This is a genomic window from Acinetobacter sp. V102_4 (genome assembly GCF_031799005.1).
GTDB classification, from domain to species: Bacteria; Pseudomonadota; Gammaproteobacteria; order Pseudomonadales; family Moraxellaceae; genus Acinetobacter; species Acinetobacter calcoaceticus.
Window position 1 is genome coordinate 313,682 of record NZ_JAVQNR010000051.1, and the last position, 17,161, is coordinate 330,842.

Annotated in this window: 17 protein-coding genes; 10 read left to right on the forward strand and 7 right to left on the reverse strand. The window is 37.1% G+C overall.

Features of this window, described 5'->3' with window-relative positions:
- Positions 1 to 646 precede the first annotated feature (646 nt).
- From RMB13_RS17260 to RMB13_RS17270, 3 genes are all read left to right on the forward strand, one after another.
- Positions 647 to 916, forward strand: coding sequence for a YARHG domain-containing protein (locus RMB13_RS17260; RefSeq protein WP_003651599.1), 270 nt, complete (start codon positions 647 to 649; stop codon positions 914 to 916).
- A gap of 18 nt (positions 917 to 934) precedes the next feature.
- Entirely contained in the window at positions 935 to 1,348 is a 414-nt protein-coding gene (locus RMB13_RS17265) for an HIT family protein (protein ID WP_004642705.1), read from the forward strand.
- 255 nt (positions 1,349 to 1,603) lie between these two features.
- Entirely contained in the window at positions 1,604 to 2,710 is a 1,107-nt protein-coding gene (locus tag RMB13_RS17270) for a porin (protein WP_281833634.1), read from the forward strand.
- 75 nt (positions 2,711 to 2,785) lie between these two features.
- On the opposite strand, the gene RMB13_RS17275 is transcribed toward RMB13_RS17270, so the two are convergent.
- Both RMB13_RS17275 and RMB13_RS17280 read right to left on the reverse strand, forming a co-directional pair.
- Positions 2,786 to 3,376: a YidB family protein gene (locus RMB13_RS17275; protein ID WP_311085911.1), complete on the reverse strand. Its 591-nt coding sequence runs from the start codon at positions 3,374 to 3,376 to the stop codon at positions 2,786 to 2,788.
- Between the two features lie 99 nt (positions 3,377 to 3,475).
- Positions 3,476 to 3,937, reverse strand: coding sequence for a DUF6231 family protein (locus RMB13_RS17280; RefSeq protein WP_311076966.1), 462 nt, complete (start codon positions 3,935 to 3,937; stop codon positions 3,476 to 3,478).
- A gap of 39 nt (positions 3,938 to 3,976) precedes the next feature.
- Here RMB13_RS17280 and RMB13_RS17285 point away from each other — a divergent pair, with 39 nt between their 5' ends.
- The gene (locus RMB13_RS17285) at positions 3,977 to 4,846 is read left to right on the forward strand and encodes a DUF2797 domain-containing protein (RefSeq protein WP_311085912.1); all 870 of its coding nucleotides are present in this window, start codon (positions 3,977 to 3,979) and stop codon (positions 4,844 to 4,846) included.
- A 44-nt stretch (positions 4,847 to 4,890) separates the two neighbouring features.
- Here the strand turns inward: RMB13_RS17285 and lpxB are convergent, their stop codons facing one another.
- Positions 4,891 to 6,066, reverse strand: a complete 1,176-nt coding sequence (gene lpxB, locus RMB13_RS17290; RefSeq protein ID WP_311076967.1) for a lipid-A-disaccharide synthase — start codon at positions 6,064 to 6,066, stop codon at positions 4,891 to 4,893.
- A 221-nt stretch (positions 6,067 to 6,287) separates the two neighbouring features.
- Here lpxB and RMB13_RS17295 point away from each other — a divergent pair, with 221 nt between their 5' ends.
- The 6 genes from RMB13_RS17295 (at position 6,288) to RMB13_RS17320 (ending at position 12,866) form a co-directional block, all read left to right on the forward strand.
- A complete protein-coding gene (locus RMB13_RS17295; RefSeq protein ID WP_205469327.1) occupies positions 6,288 to 8,426 on the forward strand; it encodes a TonB-dependent siderophore receptor in 2,139 nt (712 codons plus the stop codon).
- Positions 8,427 to 8,492: 66 nt separating this feature from the next.
- On the forward strand, positions 8,493 to 8,792 hold the full coding sequence (locus tag RMB13_RS17300; protein WP_311076968.1) for a hypothetical protein: 300 nt from the start codon (positions 8,493 to 8,495) through the stop codon (positions 8,790 to 8,792).
- Positions 8,785 to 10,341 (forward strand): PepSY-associated TM helix domain-containing protein, encoded by a 1,557-nt coding sequence (locus tag RMB13_RS17305; protein ID WP_311085913.1) that lies wholly within the window; start codon positions 8,785 to 8,787, stop codon positions 10,339 to 10,341. The genes RMB13_RS17300 and RMB13_RS17305 overlap by 8 nt, the downstream gene beginning before the upstream one ends.
- Positions 10,338 to 10,619 carry a DUF1634 domain-containing protein gene (locus tag RMB13_RS17310; RefSeq protein ID WP_311085914.1) on the forward strand — a complete coding sequence of 94 codons (282 nt, stop codon included), beginning with the start codon at positions 10,338 to 10,340 and terminating at the stop codon, positions 10,617 to 10,619. The genes RMB13_RS17305 and RMB13_RS17310 overlap by 4 nt, the downstream gene beginning before the upstream one ends.
- A 153-nt stretch (positions 10,620 to 10,772) precedes the next feature.
- Positions 10,773 to 11,660, forward strand: coding sequence for a sulfite exporter TauE/SafE family protein (locus RMB13_RS17315; protein WP_151744028.1), 888 nt, complete (start codon positions 10,773 to 10,775; stop codon positions 11,658 to 11,660).
- A gap of 117 nt (positions 11,661 to 11,777) precedes the next feature.
- Positions 11,778 to 12,866, forward strand: a complete 1,089-nt coding sequence (locus RMB13_RS17320; protein WP_045432956.1) for a 3-deoxy-7-phosphoheptulonate synthase — start codon at positions 11,778 to 11,780, stop codon at positions 12,864 to 12,866.
- Between the two features lie 102 nt (positions 12,867 to 12,968).
- Here the strand turns inward: RMB13_RS17320 and RMB13_RS17325 are convergent, their stop codons facing one another.
- The 4 genes from RMB13_RS17325 to cobT all read right to left on the reverse strand — a co-directional run bounded on the left by RMB13_RS17325 (position 12,969) and on the right by cobT (position 17,161).
- The gene (locus RMB13_RS17325) at positions 12,969 to 13,709 is read right to left on the reverse strand and encodes an adenosylcobinamide-GDP ribazoletransferase (RefSeq protein WP_311076970.1); all 741 of its coding nucleotides are present in this window, start codon (positions 13,707 to 13,709) and stop codon (positions 12,969 to 12,971) included.
- Between the two features lie 108 nt (positions 13,710 to 13,817).
- The gene (locus RMB13_RS17330; RefSeq protein ID WP_311076971.1) at positions 13,818 to 15,389 is read right to left on the reverse strand and encodes a histidine-type phosphatase; all 1,572 of its coding nucleotides are present in this window, start codon (positions 15,387 to 15,389) and stop codon (positions 13,818 to 13,820) included.
- A 124-nt stretch (positions 15,390 to 15,513) separates the two neighbouring features.
- The gene (locus RMB13_RS17335) at positions 15,514 to 16,113 is read right to left on the reverse strand and encodes a histidine phosphatase family protein (RefSeq protein ID WP_311076972.1); all 600 of its coding nucleotides are present in this window, start codon (positions 16,111 to 16,113) and stop codon (positions 15,514 to 15,516) included.
- Positions 16,106 to 17,161: a nicotinate-nucleotide--dimethylbenzimidazole phosphoribosyltransferase gene (gene cobT / locus RMB13_RS17340; RefSeq protein ID WP_311076973.1), complete on the reverse strand. Its 1,056-nt coding sequence runs from the start codon at positions 17,159 to 17,161 to the stop codon at positions 16,106 to 16,108. The genes RMB13_RS17335 and cobT overlap by 8 nt, the downstream gene beginning before the upstream one ends.

Here is a 17,161-nt window from a genome sequence, read left to right on the forward strand (position 1 = left end):
AAAAAAAAAACCCATTTCAATTTTAGAAATGGGTTACAAAAACAAAAAACTATCAAACGCAGCAATTAAGGATCACATAATAGAAGCTAAAACATGTAAAATCAATACATCTTTCAGTTGAATTGTAAACTAAGATCAATTTTGGTTTATTTATATTTTAGATATCAAAAGAAAAAGCCCATTTCCGTCTAAATTAAAATGGGCCCTGTGAATTCCACTTAATCCTAAAATACAAAAATGTGATAATTATCACGCTTTGTATTTTTATAATGTCATTGATATATTTCTTTTTCATTGACCCAATTTCAAACTTAAGCCGTCTATTTAGCAAATGAAAAAGCTATAAAATCTCATCTTTTCCTACAATTTTTTATATATTATCAACCGAACCAGAAGTATATTTTTCTCTTATAAATAACAGTTAAAGTAGATTAAAACGAGAATCAAATTCTGAAAAAATATATATAATTTTTCTTAAGTTTATGTTTTTATTTGATTTTTATAAATAGTTGATATATAAAGTTTTTATTTATATTGTGAACAAATTATCAACCAAAATGACACTTGAGTAATTAATAGTCATTGAAATATTGGTAATAAACCTTATATTGAGTACAGGTTCATACCTTTAACTGAGGAAACGCTCATGAATAAATTTATGGTTGCAGTCTTTACTGGCATGGTGAGCATTGCTGGTTTAAATGTTCAAGCTGCAACGCCTGAGCAAGAATGTCAGAAATTGCAAGACGATTATAATTTGATTTATGCATCAAAAGGCTTTTGTTTTAAAGATCCTGATGCAAAAGAAAAATATGGTAATGAAAACTGTCATACGACAAAACCAAAGTTTTCTGACAAAGAGCAACAACGTCTTGATGCTATTAAAGAGCGTCAGAAAGAATTGAAATGTAAATAATTTTTAAAGGAATAATACATGGCATACGATGATCAAAATATCTTCGCAAAAATTTTACGTGATGAACTTCCAGCGATAAAAATCTATGAAGATGATCAAGTTCTAGCTTTTATGGATATTATGCCTCAAGCCGATGGTCATACATTAGTTATTCCAAAAACACCTGCTGTCACGCTCCTTGATTTACCTCCAGAAGCAGCCGCATATACCATACAAATTGTTCAGAAAATTGCCAAAGCAATGGAAAAAGCCCTCAATTTAGAAGGTATTGTCTTGATGCAACTTTCTGGAGCAGCGGCAGGACAAACTGTTCCGCACGTTCATTTTCACCTTATTCCTACAAATGTGCATCAACTTGGACGCCATGCTGTAGAGTTAGGTGACCAAGAAAAAATTAAAGGATTAGCTGAAAAAATTAAAGCAGCTCTTTGATTTTTAATTCATTAAAGCGGAGTTTTGACTCCGCTTTTTTTCGTCTAAAAACTATAAAAAATTAAAATAATTAATTTATTTCTAAATTTTAACCGTCATAAAACTGTCATTTATTTTTCACGCCCCTGTCACAAAGTTTGCCGATACTGCTTAGCAAGTTGGTGAGCTTTTGTAACTTTTTGTACATAAGTCAACTACAAAATAAATAGTTAACTAGGCATACGCCATTTTTAAATACTTTTTGGAGAAATCTCAATGAAGAAATTGCTACTCGCTGCCGCAGTTGCAACTTTGAGCATAAACGCGGTGCAAGCAGCGCCAACTTTGTATGGCAAACTGAATGTTTCTATTAACCAAGTTGACAATAAAAATTTCGATGGAAAAAGTGACGTTACTGAAGTTAACTCAAACTCTTCTCGCATTGGGGTAAAAGGCGAAGAGAAATTAACTGACAAGCTATCTGCTGTTTATTTAGCTGAATGGGCAATTTCTACTGATGGTTCAGGTTCAGATACTGATCTTAGCGCTCGTAACCGTTTTATCGGTTTAAAAACTGATGGTGTTGGTACATTAAAAGTAGGTAAGTACGATTCTTACTTCAAAACTGCTGCTGGTGGTAACCAAGACATCTTTAATGACGATACACGTTTAGATATTACCAACATCATGTACGGCGAAAACCGCTTAGACAACGTGATTGGTTTTGAATTAGACCCTAAATTATTAGCGGGTTTAACTTTCAATATCATGGCTCAAACTGGTGAAAGCACCTCAGATAGCAAACAAGGTGAAACTGGTAAAGACAGCAAAAATGACAGCTTTGACTCTGTGTCAACTGCGCTTGGTTATGAAAACAAAGACCTTGGCTTAGCAGTGGCTGCTGCTGGTGACTTCGGTATTAAAGGTAAATATGCTGCTTACGGTCTGAAAGATGTTTATACAGATGCTTACCGTGTAACGGGTTCTTATGACATCGCAAAATCAGGCTTTGTTGTAGGTGCTTTATGGCAACATGCTGAACCTACTGATGACTTGACTGCATATGGTCAAACATATAAATCAGATGGTGCAGTTGACAAAGCTGGTAAAGCATACCGCGGTTTAGAAGAAGAAGCTTATGCTGTTACAGCGGCTTATAAAATTCCAAATACTAAACTTAAAGTGAAAGCTGAATACGCTTCTGCTGAAACACAAGTAAGTGGTCAAGCAGATCGTAAAATTGATTTGTATGGCTTAGGTCTTGATTACCAAATCAACAAACAAGCTCGCTTCTACGGCATTGTTGCTCAGCAAAAACGCGACTGGCTAAATGATGACGACAAGCAAACTGTTGTTGGTACAGGTATCGAATATAATTTCTAATCAGTCATCTCTGATTTAATTATAAAAATAAAAAAGCCGATATCAATTTTATCGGCTTTTTTAACAACCTATATCTTATTTCAAGAAACCACTCACAAGATTCATCACATTTTGAATGTCCTGATTTGCTTCTTGAGGATTTGTACTATCACCCTGAGGTGTTAATGAGTCAATGACTTGAGGTAAGACTGAAGCAATTGCACCGTAAACTTGTTCTTTTGGAGCTTGAGCTTGCTCTGCAACTTGTTCAATGTCGGCTGGATTAAATAGACTTTGTAATTGCTGAGTAGGAACCTCACTATTGCTTTGATTTGGGTCAACCCAGCTTTGAACTTGGCTACCTAGACCTGCTCCTTTTAACTTTTCTAAAGCAGCTTGCAAACCACCTTGTTGCTGAACCCAACCTAAAATTAAAGGCACAACCGCAATTAATAAACTTTGTACACCACCACCTGCTTGAGGTGCATTATTATTGCCAGTCACTTGGCCTAATACAGAATCTAATACTCCACCAAGGCCCCCTTGAGTGCCAGAAGAAGTATTACCACCCATTTGTCCAAGTACTGAACCTAAAATTCCGCCCAAACCGCCTTGACCTGATGCTTGCTGGTTCCCACCTAATGCCTGCTTAGCCAAAACTTCAACAATGCTGCTTAAATTTGTCATATGTAACTCTTATGTATGGTTTATACATGAGCATACGCGGATTCTTGTTCAGACAGCAAAAACCAAATTGTTAAATTTTGAAAGAGATTTAATGCTCTTTTACCAACGGAATTTATTCCAGTTTTCTGGGTTTGCCCAAAACTTTGAATTAAACCAATCTGGAACATGTTTATAGGTCAATATATTAAATTGCCATAAAGCAAAATCACTATCATGCGAAGTCTTATCAATCAGTTGTGTGAAGCCTAGGGAACGTAATAACTGTTCATCACTTCGTTTGCTCACCACAACAATTCGTTTTGCTAATAAATCTCGTAGCTTTACTAATAATTGTGATTTTTGTACTTCAGTTATGTTCTGCATTTCATCAGTATCAAATAATACAAAACCCAAATCATAACGCTGAGTAAAAGGCAGACTTAAAAGCTCAGTTACGGTAAAATAGTGCCATTGAATTGCGTGATTCCGGTCAATTTTTTGGCCAATACAAAGTGCAGTATGAATGGGCTGTTCTTTTGATAAATCGTCTAGCATAGAAGCGATGACATTTTGTTCAGCCATGACTGCAACCCTTAATTGAAAGATGTGAGTTTAAACTTTATGGAACTACAAGGCATTTGCCATAAAATGCATGCAGGCCTAAAAGATGCTAGTGTAACTGATCAACAGACAACCAAGGCAAATGTTGAATACAAATTTGTATTAGACCGTTCAGAAATTGATCTTCCTTTTAATTTAGGACAAGAACTAGAGATCGAATGGACAGGTAATATTTATTGCACCTCTTGTGGCACTAAAACACCAAAATCTTATTCTCAAGGTCACTGCTTTAAATGTTTTAAAACGAAAGCGGAATGTGACCTCTGCATTATGAAACCAGAAACATGCCATTACCACTTAGGTACATGTCGTGAAGATGACTTTGCCCACAATGTTTGTTTTCAACCTCATATTGTTTATTTAGCAAATTCTAGCGCTTTGAAAGTTGGTATTACCCGTGTTAGTCATATGCCAGGTCGTTGGTTAGATCAAGGTGCAACTCAGGCCTTACCAATTATGAAAGTTGGATCACGTCGTTTATCGGGTCAGCTTGAAACAATGTTTGGTCCTTTAGTTGCTGACAAAACTGATTGGCGTAAACTCCTTAAAGGGGAAGCTGAACCTCTAAAACTAACTGAGCAACGTGATCAGTTAATCGAAGAGTTTGCGCCCAAAATTCAAACGATTCGTGAGGAATTTAGCCAAAATCTTGAATTTAACGAAACCGTTGAGTTATTAGAAGATGAGCTACCACGTGAGTTTGTTTACCCTGTTGAGCAGTACCCTGAAAAAATTAAGTCTCTAAATTTGGATAAAACTCCAAAAATTCGCGGCGTATTACAGGGTATTAAAGGTCAATATTTAATCTTTGATATTGGTGTTATTAATGTTCGTAAATATACGGGTTACGAGATCATTGTGCGTGCTTAAACTAAAATAGAAATAGGCATTCAGAAGAATGCCTATTTTTTTAATTACTTTTCTAAAATTTTTAAAATTGCCTGTACTGGATCTTCTGTATTTCCAGAAATAAGCTGTTTATGCATGGTTAAATGTTGCATCACTTGAATTTGTGCCCTTTCAACATTCATCAATTTTTCTATTTCAGCTGCTAAATTTTCTGGCGTTGCATCTGCTTGAATCAACTCTTCAATCACTTTTTTACCAGCAATAATATTTGGTAAAGAATAATAAGGAATTTTCACCAAAAACTTAGCAATTAAATAAGTTAACCAATGCAACTTATAAAAAGTGACCATAGGTCTATGCATTAACATTGCTTCTAATGTTGCAGTTCCAGAAGCTAAAGCAATGATGTCACTTGCATTCATGACCATACGGCCAACTTTTGATTCAGCGTCTGTATTTTCTAAAATATGAATTGCAGCTTTTAAATGAGGTGCTAATTGTTCAACACCCTGCTCAATCTGTTGTTTACGTGCATCGTTAATTGCAGGAATCAAAAATTGAATATCTGGATATTTGGTATGCAAAATATTGGCAGCGCCCAGCAACATAGGAAGAAGTCGCTCTACTTCACCTTTACGGCTACCTGGCAACAAAGCAATATGTTTTTGATTCTCATCAAGACCTAATTGCCCTTTTGCAATTTGAATTGGATTTTCAAGTGGTAATTGTTTCGCTAATGGATGGCCTACAAATGCCGCCGGAACTTCATATCGCTCATAGAAGACTTTTTCAAAAGGAAATAAGCAAAGAACTAGATCTATACTCTGTTTAATGCCATGAACACGCCCCTGACGCCATGCCCAAACCGAAGGACTCACATATTGAACTGTTTTTATTGGAAGATTTTTTTCTTTAATACTTTTTGAAAGTCTGAGGTTAAAATCTGGCGCATCAATACCAATAAAAATATCAACGGGATGCTCAGTCCATTGGTTAATTAAGCCATCACGTACCGCAAATAGTTTTTTTAGGTCTTTTAATACTTCAACAATCCCCATTACCGACAAAGTTTCCATCGGGTAATAGCTTTTAAAACCTTCAGCAATCATTTGAGGTCCACCTATTCCCTCAAATTCAGCATCGATTCCCTGCTCACGAAAACTACGCATGAGCTTAACACCAAGCGTATCTCCTGAAACTTCCCCAACTACAATGCCTATTTTAAGTTTTCGGTTTGCCAAGGCGATTTACCCAAGAATTTGAAATAATACATTCTAGCATAGAGGTTTATCAATCTTGAACTTGATCGATACATACTCACGGAAAGTAGCTAAGGTGCTTGGCTATCTAAAATTACATTCACTTACTATTTTTTAATCTAAATTAACAATGCAATTTGAATTGTAGCTTACATTCACAAACAATAAAATAAATGAGAATTATTTACATTATCTTTACTCTTATGAATATCCCACCTCGACCATTTAAGCTATCAGTCATCGCCTGCGCGATTTGTTATGCAAACCTCACTTATGCTCAAGATACAGCTGCTGTGCAAGCTTTACAGACCATTCAAGTTAAAGCCACAAGTGCTGAGCAGTCTTCTGAACAGACCAAAGCATACAATGTTAAAAACTCAAGTAGCGCAACCAAGCTTAATATTGAGGCTAAAGAAACTCCTCAAACTATTAACGTAGTCACTCGTCAGCAAATGGAAGATTTTGGGCTTACCAGTACGAGAGATGTTCTAAAAAATACTCCAGGAGTAACTGTAAGCAATCAGGAAACCGAACGTACTTCGTACATGGCTCGTGGTTTTGAGATTTCAAATATTTTGACTGACGGCGTAGGCTTTCCCCTCTCAGGTTATAACTACAACAACACTAACCCTGATACCTACTTTTACGATCGTGTAGAAATAGTTAAAGGTGCAGACTCTTTGACTAACGCATTTGGTGACCCAAGTGCAACGATCAACAATATTCGTAAGCGACCAACTCAAGAGTTCCAAGCAAGTGGCGGTGTAAGTTATGGTTCTTGGGATACGCAGCGTTATGAAGCTGAAGTATCAGGCTCAATTACCCCTAGTGGAAAAGTACGTGGCCGTATCATGGGCTATGAGCAAACTGGCGATTCTTACATTGACCGATATTCTTCAGAAAAAAATGGTTTCGCAGGTATTGTTGAAGCTGACTTAACAGATACTACTTTACTCACCGCAGGCTATAGCCAAGAACAAAATAAACCGAATGCAAATAACTGGGGTGCTCTGCCCTTACTCGATGCAAATGGCAAGCAAATTTCGTACGACCGCTCATATAACCCTAACCCCGATTGGGCACATTGGGATAATGAAACACAAAATGCTTTTGTCGAATTAAAGCAAAAAATTAATGAGCAATGGGCAGCGAAGCTAACCTATAACTATCTTGATACTAAGCACAATAGTCGCCTCCTTTACTATTATGGTTATCCAAAAGCTGATGGTTCAGGGGTATCTTTAACTCCTTGGGGAGGTCAAGAACATCAAGAGAAACATGCAGTAGATTTTAACCTCGAAGGAACCTATAAACTTTTTAACAGAGAACATGAAGCAACTCTCGGTTATAGCTATGTGCGAAGTCGTCAGCAAGATAAACAATCTACAGGAACGATTAACGATAGTAATGTTATCAATTCGACAACTACAGACTGGGCAAGCTGGACACCTCAATCTATAACTTGGTCAGATTTCACAGAAGCGGCTAACTATACGCAAAACATTGACTCGATCTATGCCGCGACGCGCTTACACCTCAATGAAGATTTAAAAGTTTTACTTGGTGCAAACTATGTCAGAGCTGAGAGTAAAGGTGAAAGCTATGGCTCACCAATGTCATATAGCGAAAGTAAAGTCTCACCCTATGTTGGACTCACCTATAACTTCACACCTGAATATACAGGTTATATGAGTTATACCTCTATTTTCCGCCCGCAAACCGGTATTGATAAAGACACGAATCAGGCTTTAAAACCTATTGACGGTAAAAGCTATGAAATGGGTGTAAAAAGCTCGTGGCTAGATGACCGTTTAACAGGCACACTTTCAGTCTTTAAAACTGAGCAGAATAATTATCCATTACGTAACTCTGATGGAAATCCACTTAACAGAAAAGTACCAACCAGTGATTTAGAGTCACAAGGTGTAGAAGTCGGCCTATCAGGTCAAATCACAGATAATGTGAATCTTTCTTTCGGCTACGCTCAATTTAGTATTAAAGATATTAAGAATGGTGGTGAGGCAAGAACTTATAATCCGAACCAGACACTTAATTTGCTAACGACCTATACGCCGTCAGTTTTACCTAAGCTGAAAGTTGGGGCAGGCTTACAATGGCAAGATGGTGTAAAGCTATATGACTCAACTGTAAACAGTACTATCACACAAGATGCTTATGCCTTAGTCAACTTAATGGCGAGCTATGAAGTAAATAAACATATTACGCTTCAAGCAAATGGCAATAACATTTTCGATAAGAAGTATCTATATAGCTTCCCTGATGGCCAAGGATTTTATGGTCCTTCTGCCAACTATACAGTTGCTGTAAAGTTTAAATATTAATATCGTAGCCAATCCTAATTTAGGGATTGGCTTTTCTTATTACTCTTTGTTTATGTGTCATTAAAGATGTCCAAAACTGTAAATCTCCCTGTGTCATATCGCATAAAAGTTTTCTATCGATTCTTGCTGGTTTTCGGTATAGGTTTTGCCTGTATGGTGTATTTAAGTCTTGGACTCACTGGAATTCTCCTTTTGACCTTAGACAAAGCTGAAGCTATCTATCTCGCATCATTTATAGCAATTCTATTTTACGTAGTGTTCGTGATTATAGGTTTTTGCATTCAATCACTTTTGAAACTCACTGGGCTATCAGTCGTTCTATGTGCCCTTTTCTTTTTTGCAACGCGTATGGTGGGTTATGCATAAAGGTATACGTCAATCTATGGCATGGCTACACTCATGGACTGGCTTAATTTTTGGATGGCTCGTATTTGCCATTTTCTTAATGGGAAGTTTGTCCTATTACCGCCACGAAATTAATTTATGGATGCAACCTCCACTTGCGCAATATGAAGTAAAGCAAGATATTGCTATTAAAACAGCCTATCAATACTTACAAGACCATGCTCCAGATGCCAAATCTTGGTATTTAAATGTTGCAACACCTGAGAGTCCGGTAAATACCATGTATTGGGAAAAACCAGACGGGGGTTATGGAAATGCAACTCTGGATGCAAACACAGGCCAAGAGCTTAAACTTTCGGCAACGCTAGGCGGCGATTTTTTTTACCGATTCCACTACCAACTTTTTGGTATTCCAATATTCATCGGGCGATTATTAGTCTGTATCGCGGCATTTATTATGTTGATTGCTTTGGTTTCAGGCATTATTACCCATAAAAAAATATTCACCGACTTTTTTACTTTGCGTACATTTAAGTCTCAGCGTTCATGGTTAGACTTTCATAATATTTCTTCGGTGATTGCCCTGCCTTTCTTTTTAACCATTACATTTACAGGCTTAGCTATTTTCTTTTATTTATATCTGCCTTGGGGAATGCAAAAGCTCTATCCTGAAAATCCATATCAATATTTTACCGAAATACGTACAAAGAATGTGCTTGAGAACCAATCGATACAGCCAGCTCAGAACTTATCTATCGAAAAGTTATTAAGCCAAGTGCAACAAAATTGGGGAAATCAAACTTTATCGACAATTAGTGTAAAAAATCCAAATACCAATCAGGCACAAATTACCTTTATTCAAAATGAAGATCATTCAATTACCCGGAATCAGGCTCAAATTACATTGAATGCTTCAACAGGCAAAGTCTTAGCAGACACACGTAATAATAGTGCTATTGCAACACTGAATGCGGGAGTTTACGGTCTACACATGGCAACATTTGCCCAACCTTTACTTCGCTTAGGTTTGTTCTTCTCTGGCATTTTAGGTTGTGTCATGATTGCCTCTGGTTTGCTACTCTGGAGCCTTAAACGCCAAATTCAAAATAAGAACAGTAAGTTTCACTTTGGACACTATTTAGTTGACCGTTTAAATGTCGCAACTTTTGTAGGACTGCCGTGTGCAACTGTCGCCTATTTAAGTGCGAATCGATTATTTACAGTCACTTCAACCACGATCAATTATGAAATTTATAGTTTTTTCTTAGTTTGGCTAATCAGCTTAATCATTGCTTTAGTCACTAAAAAACAATATTTATGGCGAACTCAACTGAGTATTTTTATTCTGCTTTGTATGGCGCTTCCAATCTTAAATTTAATTTATTTGCTCAAGCATGATTATGTTGAAAGCTTCAATAACTATTGGGCATTTGCCCGTATAGATGTATTTTTGTGGATATTTGCGGGCTTAGCGATTTTTATATTTTGCAAAATTCAGCCTATTCAGCATAAAGCTGTAGAAAAAATTCAAAAGAAGCTGAATAAATTAAATACTGAGGTGAGCTCATGATCTTTATAGCTTTCATCTTAATTTTATTAGGAATGTATTTGTTATTTATGGCGAGTGAAAAATATCGATCGCCAAAATCAACAGGCCATTTCAAATCATTAGCTCAAAAATATTACCAGCACTTTAAGATAGCTGCATTCATATTGTTTGTTTTATGCGCATATCTTCTGATTCAACATTATAATTTTTCAATTGGTTTTGTCAGTTGGTGGATCTTTGCAACGCCGTTAACTTTTGGTCTCATACTTCTACTTAACCCATTAAAACCATCAAAATAATCTTAGATCCTAATAATTTGATGAAAAATAGCTCAAGCTAAGCAATATTTTGATTGCTTAGCTTTTTTTTGCATAAGTAAATCATTATTCATGACAACTGTTTATCTCTAAAAGGAATAAGATATGGGCGTTTCGTGATAAGTGGCGATAAAGATGTCTGGTGCTTTTGAATTTATCTTAGCGGGTATGTTAGTTGGTTTCTGTGTAGGGATTACAGGAGTTGGTGGTGGATCATTAATGACACCAATTTTAATTGGCCTTTTTAGAATTGAACCTCATATAGCAATTGGTACCGATTTACTTTATGCCGCAATCTCAAAATTTTGTGGATCAATGGTTCACGCTAGAAAATTAAATATTGTCTGGCCTATTGTTTTATGGCTTGCAGTGGGTAGTATTCCAGCATCTTTCGCTACAACTTGGGTACTTGAACATTATTTAAGTCAGTCAACTCATTATAAAGCTGTGTTAACCATGGTTTTAGGTTTTATGCTAACTCTGACTGGTGTTTCAATTATCTTTCGTTCACGTATTGAAAAATTCTTCAATAAATTCAGAAATAAAGAAGTAACCCAAACAGAAAATGAGCAATTGGCTATTCACCACAAACGCCTCTACATCATTATTATGGGTATTATTTTAGGCGTATTCGTAACGCTTTCATCTGTCGGCGCTGGTGCATTTGGCATTATGGCACTCGTGATCATGTTCCCTAACTTGCCAATGATTCGAATTATTGGTTCAGATGTGGTACATGCGGTATTGCTTACTTTAGTGGCCGGCCTCGGACACATGAGTGCTGGTAACGTCGACTTTACGCTTCTTATGTGGTTATTGGTGGGTTCGATTCCAGCAATTATTGTAGGTACGCTCATTAGTTCCCGCATGCCTGAACGTTTAATCCGAAAAATTTTAGGGATTACCCTATTTGCTCTCGGTGTTAATTTTATGGTTAACCCGGTCAAAGCAAAACCAAAAGCCCCTGTGGTACAACAACAAGCAGTTATTGCTGAAAAAACAAGCAATCCAACTGAAAGATAGCAAAATCAATAAGATTTTTCCAAACTGAAATACCATGAGATGTAGGATTTTCATAATTATTTCATGGTATATTCAGTACACAAAACAACCTTTAGTATGATCGAACCAGTGACAGCAATGAATACAAATTCAAAATCCGTTTCCAAGCCCGATATCGACGACGTTAATATTAAAAGCATTCAAACTCTTGTAACACCAGCTGAGCTTAAATCAGAGTTGCCTTTATCTGATGTTGCTTCACAAACCGTTCTAAAAGGTCGCGAAACTATTCGTAATATCTTAGATGGTTCAGATAAACGTTTGTTTGTCGTTATTGGTCCTTGCTCTATTCACGACCCGAAAGCTGCTCACGAATATGCCGATCGCTTAAAAGTGCTAAGCGAAAAAGTTAAAGATTCATTGTATTTAGTTATGCGTGTTTATTTTGAAAAACCACGTACGACAATTGGTTGGAAAGGTCTAATCAATGACCCTGATATGAATGACTCTTTTAATATTGAAAAAGGTTTACGTATTGGTCGTAAACTCTTGCTTGAGTTAAATGAAAAAGGTTTGCCATGTGCAACTGAAGCACTTGACCCTAACTCTCCACAATACTACCAAGACTTAATTTCATGGTCTGCAATTGGTGCACGTACAACCGAGAGCCAAACTCACCGTGAAATGTCTTCTGGTCTATCATCACCAGTTGGTTTTAAAAATGGTACAGACGGCGGTTTAACTGTTGCCACCAATGCCATGCAGTCTGTTAAATATGGTCATAGCTTCTTAGGCCTTAACGAAGACGGTCAAGTTTCAATTATTAATACAAATGGTAACCCTTATGCACACGTTGTATTACGTGGTGGTAATGGTAAGCCTAACTATGATGCTGGCTCTGTTGAAGAAGCAGAAAATGCTTTAGCGAAAGCAAAAGTTAGCAATAAAATCATGATTGATGCGAGTCACGCGAACTCAAATAAAGACCCGTACTTACAGCCACTTGTTCTTAAAAATATTACTGAACAAATTTTAGATGGTAATAAGTCAATTGTTGGTCTTATGGTTGAAAGTCATTTAAAAGGCGGCCGCCAAGATATTCCTGAAAACCTTTGTGACCTAGAATATGGTAAATCAGTGACTGATGGCTGTATTGACTGGGAAACCACTGAAAAAACATTGCTTGAAATGCATGAAGCTTTAAAAGACGTTTTACCAAATCGTTAATCCATCTTTTAAGCATTAAAATAAAAAGCCCTCATTTTTGAGGGCTTTTTATTTTAATGAAATTTCTAGATAAGCCGTAATAGGGTTTAAAAGTTTTATTATTTATAAATAAAAATAGCTTACGATAAAAGCAAAAAGCAGCACAGTTTCACTAAGCTCAATCGCAGCCCCTACAGTGTCCCCTGTAATACCATCAATACGTTTTATAAACAGATGTCTTAAATAAACAAGGCTCATTAAAAAGCCAATCACGGCAATTAGACCTTGCCATCCCCAATATAAAGGTAGCAGCAAAACTAACCCAGTTATTATCCAAGACGCTGTTTTAGGTAAATGATCAGTCAAAGAACGACCTAAACCTTTTTCACGGACATACGGCGTAGTTAAAAATAAAATTGATGGCACAAGGCGCCCAAGAGCAGGAACCAATATTAAAAATAGCGTTTGATGTTGTTCAATCAGTACATAGACCAGTGCGAACTTGAGCAGACATATAAGAACTAAACTCAGTACTCCAATTGGGCCACAACTTGGATCCTTCATAATTTGTAAAGTACGTAGCTTGTCTCCAAAACCACCTACCCACGCATCTGCCGTATCTGCCAGCCCATCCAAATGCAAACCGCCTGTTAGCCAAATCCATAAAGTCATTATGATGGCGGCAAGTAGAAGAATTGGTAATTTTGCGAACAAACATGCAATAAGAAAAAGGATGCCACCAATAATGAGTCCAATCAATGGATAAAACAAAATAGCTCGACCATTTTGTTGCGCCGTAGGCATTGTCTTTAAGTCGATCGGCAGAACAGTTAAAAATTGCAATGCGATCCAAAATGGTGTCATGTCCAAATCTCTAACTGATCTATATTTAAAAAACAGTTTGAATTATGAAGAAATAAAAATGGGAATAGCAATCCCTATTCCCATTAAAGACTTCAGAAAACTGAAAATCTATTGTATTTGATAGCACTGTTTCAATTTTATGTAGTCGTAGTAGAAACTGGTTGGGCTATAGCGCGCATAGTTACATGCAGACTTAAACAAAGTTTCTTTTTCGTTATAAAGCATTTTTACCAAAGTATTGCCTTGGCCATTTTGATAAATATCCCACTGTACATTGGCAGCCATAGGTGAAACCACTTCTCCACGCCATGTGCTTGTTGAATAGTTATAAGTCTGGCGTAGAGGTAGAGGCTGCATCATATTATGCAGATCTAAGCTGGTCGCTAGAGGAATAATAATTTCAGCATGGGCAAAACGTAAAACCGCTTTGTAAGGTTGGGCTTTATTCACAACAGCATCAACTTGTTGGAACATATCTTGTTTTAAGCCTTGTGCAATTTCACTCGTGACTAGATTTGACTCTGTGAAACTTGGGCCTTTTTCGTAAAAATCATTGGCATCATTAAATTCAGCATAGAATTTTGCGGCTTCAACAGGCATATACTTATCAAAATCGATACCTTTTAGCTCATCTTTCATACCACCAGAAATCGAATAGAGCTCATACACATAAGCTGCTGCATCAACTGCACTGGCGATAGTGTTTTTACCCTTACCTTTTTCTGTAATTTGCTCACCTTTTGGCGAAGTTACGGTAAAAGACCCTGTATTACTAAAGCTATAACCCGCTGTACCCAATTTTTTAATAAAGTCTGCTTTAAAAATCGGGTTGAGTACAGTCTGAGCAGTTTTTTCAGCTTGAGTATTTTTTGATAACTCATCTAACTTTTGGGCTAAGTCATTATTATTTTCTTCAAAATCTTGATAGGCCTGACTTGCATCATAAATTTTCTGCTGACTAGTACTGAGTGGCTGTGTTAAGTCTTCATCTGCATTCAAGCTATGGAAATAAAGTTTAAAACGGTCAACTCCGCCATCTATAACACTTGGAATGCTTGCACTCGATAAACTGGTATAAGAAGTTGGAACAATTTTATCTTTAAGTTGTGGTTGTTGTTTAATAAGTTCAGTAGTGAAAAATTTAGCACTATCTACCGCACGATCGACACCTGAACTTTGAACCAATATACCCGCTTGCGGATTTAAAAGATTGGGTAAGCGTTGTAATAACCGATCTGCAATACCACGGTGCTCCAAAATACCCGTCATGGTTTCATTCCCATAACCATACTGGCGAATGCCTTCGACTCCATAACCTAACAGAATATTGGCTTTCATCATTGCTTCTAAATCAGCACCTAATTGTTCACCTAACGGCGTTAAGGCATTTTCTGCTTTTGCCTGCTTCCATAAATTATAAAGTGCTAAATCATATTTGAGACTTGATAAACCTCTTGAACCATGACGCGCCACTAACTCTGTAAAAACTGGCTGGAATCCATTTGGTGCCTGTTCATAGCTTTTTAAATCTTGTTGTGGTTGGTAAGGCGTTTTGGTTTGATAATACTTTGATTGAGTTGTAGGTGGTGTCGTTGGTTGATCATCTTGATCGTCATTATTGTTGCAGGCCACAAGCAATAATGACGCAGCAAGCATCGTCGTTTTAAATAAAATATTCATAAGTCTGATAATTTATTAATAAGAAATGCCCATAGCTTAATTTTTAGCAATGACAGTACGATTACATGACTTCAAATATCTTTATAAAAATAATAACTTACAAGTGTATAAAAATATAAATTTGCTATCTCAGCATAAAAGTTAATTGACCATCCATTTCAGAAAATTCGAGGGAATATAATTTCCCAAGCTCCGCTGGCATTTTAAGTAAATCATCTAAAGGCTGTTGTTGGGCTAAACAAGCTAATAATTTAATTACGCCCCCATGGGTAACAACTAAAGCATGTTGCCAGTTTTGTTTTTGCATCTCTACAAGTAGTTCCTGAAAGCCTTTAAGAACCCTTGTTTGAAATTGCATTAATGTTTCTGCCCCAGGCGGGCAATATTGACTCGGTTTTTGCCAAAAATTTGCCAGTAATTCTGGTGAAGTTTCATAAATTTGCTGAGTTGAAATTCCTTCCCAGTCTCCAAAGAACATTTCTTTTAAATCATGATTTAAAAGCAAAGGCAGTTCAGTTGTTTTAGCAAGTTGCTCTGCAAAACATGCACAGCGTTTTAACGAAGAACTTACAATCACATTCCATGTCTGGTTTGTGTCTTGCTCAATGGTTGACTGCATTTGCTGCCAACCTTTTGGTGTTAGGTCATCATCTAAATGGCCACGTAAAGTATGGCTAAACTGACTTTCTCCATGTCTGAGTAAATCAATTTTCAATTTACTCAATTTTGTCTCCACTTACAGCAGCTTGAGCAAAGGTAGCCATTTGATTATGTAATGCGCACGCCATTTTAACTAATGCCAAAGCAGCTGCTGCTCCACTACCTTCACCTAAACGCAAATTCATCTTTAAAATTGGCTCGGCATTGAGTTCTTGCAAGATACGTCGGTGACCATATTCTGCCGATTGATGACCAAATAACATCCAGTCACGTACTTTAGGGTTCATTCGTACCGCACATAAAGCAGCTACCGAACTAATAAAGCCATCCACAATTACAGGTAAGCCAATTTGAGCACATCGAATATAAGCACCGGTTATAGCCGCAATTTCCAGACCGCCTACAGCACTTAGGGTTTTAAAGGCATCCCCAATCACATGTTGGTAGTGACGCTCTATTGCCTGCTCAATCACTTCAATTTTATGTCTTAACTGATCGGCACCAATTCCTGTACCTACGCCAGTTAATTGCTCAGCCGTATCATTTAATAAAAGACATGCTAAGGCAGAAGCAGAACAGGTATTTCCAATTCCCATTTCACCCGCAATATAAATATCTGCGCCGTCGGCTTTGGCTGTATCTACGCTCTTTTTCCCCAACTCTAAAGCAGCACGACATTCTTCAGCATTCATTGCCACTTGTTTGGCAAAATTTGCCGTCCCAGCACGAATACAATGACGTTCAACACCGACATATTCGTATGCTTCGCCTACTGTGCCACAATCAATGACTTGCAAATGAGCTTGATGATATTTAGCAATTACACTAATTGCTGCACCACCAGTTGTGAAGTTTTGCAACATTTGGCGTGTGACAGCTTGAGGATATGCAGAGATATTTTCTTCAACCACGCCATGATCGCCAGCAAAAACTGTGATCCACGGATAGTTAACTTGAGGATGAGCGTTGGACTGTAAACTGGCAAGTGTAATTGCAATCTGCTCTAAATCACCTAAGGCACCTGTAGGTTTTGTGAGTTGGAGTTGATGTTGCTCAGCATGTTGTTTTGCTTCCAGATTAGGTTGCTGTACAGATTCTATCCACCAGTTCAT

Bases quoted from the DNA above. Each gene is read 5' to 3' on its own strand.
- RMB13_RS17315 (WP_151744028.1), top strand. From the start codon at position 10,773: ATGTCTGGTGCTTTTGAATTTATCTTAGCGGGTATGTTAGTTGGTTTC.
- RMB13_RS17280 (WP_311076966.1), bottom strand. From the start codon at position 3,937: ATGGCTGAACAAAATGTCATCGCTTCTATGCTAGACGATTTATCAAAA.
- RMB13_RS17285 (WP_311085912.1), top strand. From the start codon at position 3,977: ATGGAACTACAAGGCATTTGCCATAAAATGCATGCAGGCCTAAAAGAT.
- RMB13_RS17320 (WP_045432956.1), top strand. From the start codon at position 11,778: ATGAATACAAATTCAAAATCCGTTTCCAAGCCCGATATCGACGACGTT.
- RMB13_RS17305 (WP_311085913.1), top strand. From the start codon at position 8,785: ATGCATAAAGGTATACGTCAATCTATGGCATGGCTACACTCATGGACT.
- RMB13_RS17330 (WP_311076971.1), bottom strand. From the start codon at position 15,389: ATGAATATTTTATTTAAAACGACGATGCTTGCTGCGTCATTATTGCTT.
- RMB13_RS17265 (WP_004642705.1), top strand. From the start codon at position 935: ATGGCATACGATGATCAAAATATCTTCGCAAAAATTTTACGTGATGAA.
- RMB13_RS17270 (WP_281833634.1), top strand. From the start codon at position 1,604: ATGAAGAAATTGCTACTCGCTGCCGCAGTTGCAACTTTGAGCATAAAC.
- RMB13_RS17260 (WP_003651599.1), top strand. From the start codon at position 647: ATGAATAAATTTATGGTTGCAGTCTTTACTGGCATGGTGAGCATTGCT.
- cobT (WP_311076973.1), bottom strand. From the start codon at position 17,161: ATGAACTGGTGGATAGAATCTGTACAGCAACCTAATCTGGAAGCAAAA.
- RMB13_RS17325 (WP_311076970.1), bottom strand. From the start codon at position 13,709: ATGACACCATTTTGGATCGCATTGCAATTTTTAACTGTTCTGCCGATC.
- RMB13_RS17275 (WP_311085911.1), bottom strand. From the start codon at position 3,376: ATGACAAATTTAAGCAGCATTGTTGAAGTTTTGGCTAAGCAGGCATTA.
- RMB13_RS17310 (WP_311085914.1), top strand. From the start codon at position 10,338: ATGATCTTTATAGCTTTCATCTTAATTTTATTAGGAATGTATTTGTTA.
- RMB13_RS17295 (WP_205469327.1), top strand. From the start codon at position 6,288: ATGAATATCCCACCTCGACCATTTAAGCTATCAGTCATCGCCTGCGCG.
- RMB13_RS17300 (WP_311076968.1), top strand. From the start codon at position 8,493: ATGTCCAAAACTGTAAATCTCCCTGTGTCATATCGCATAAAAGTTTTC.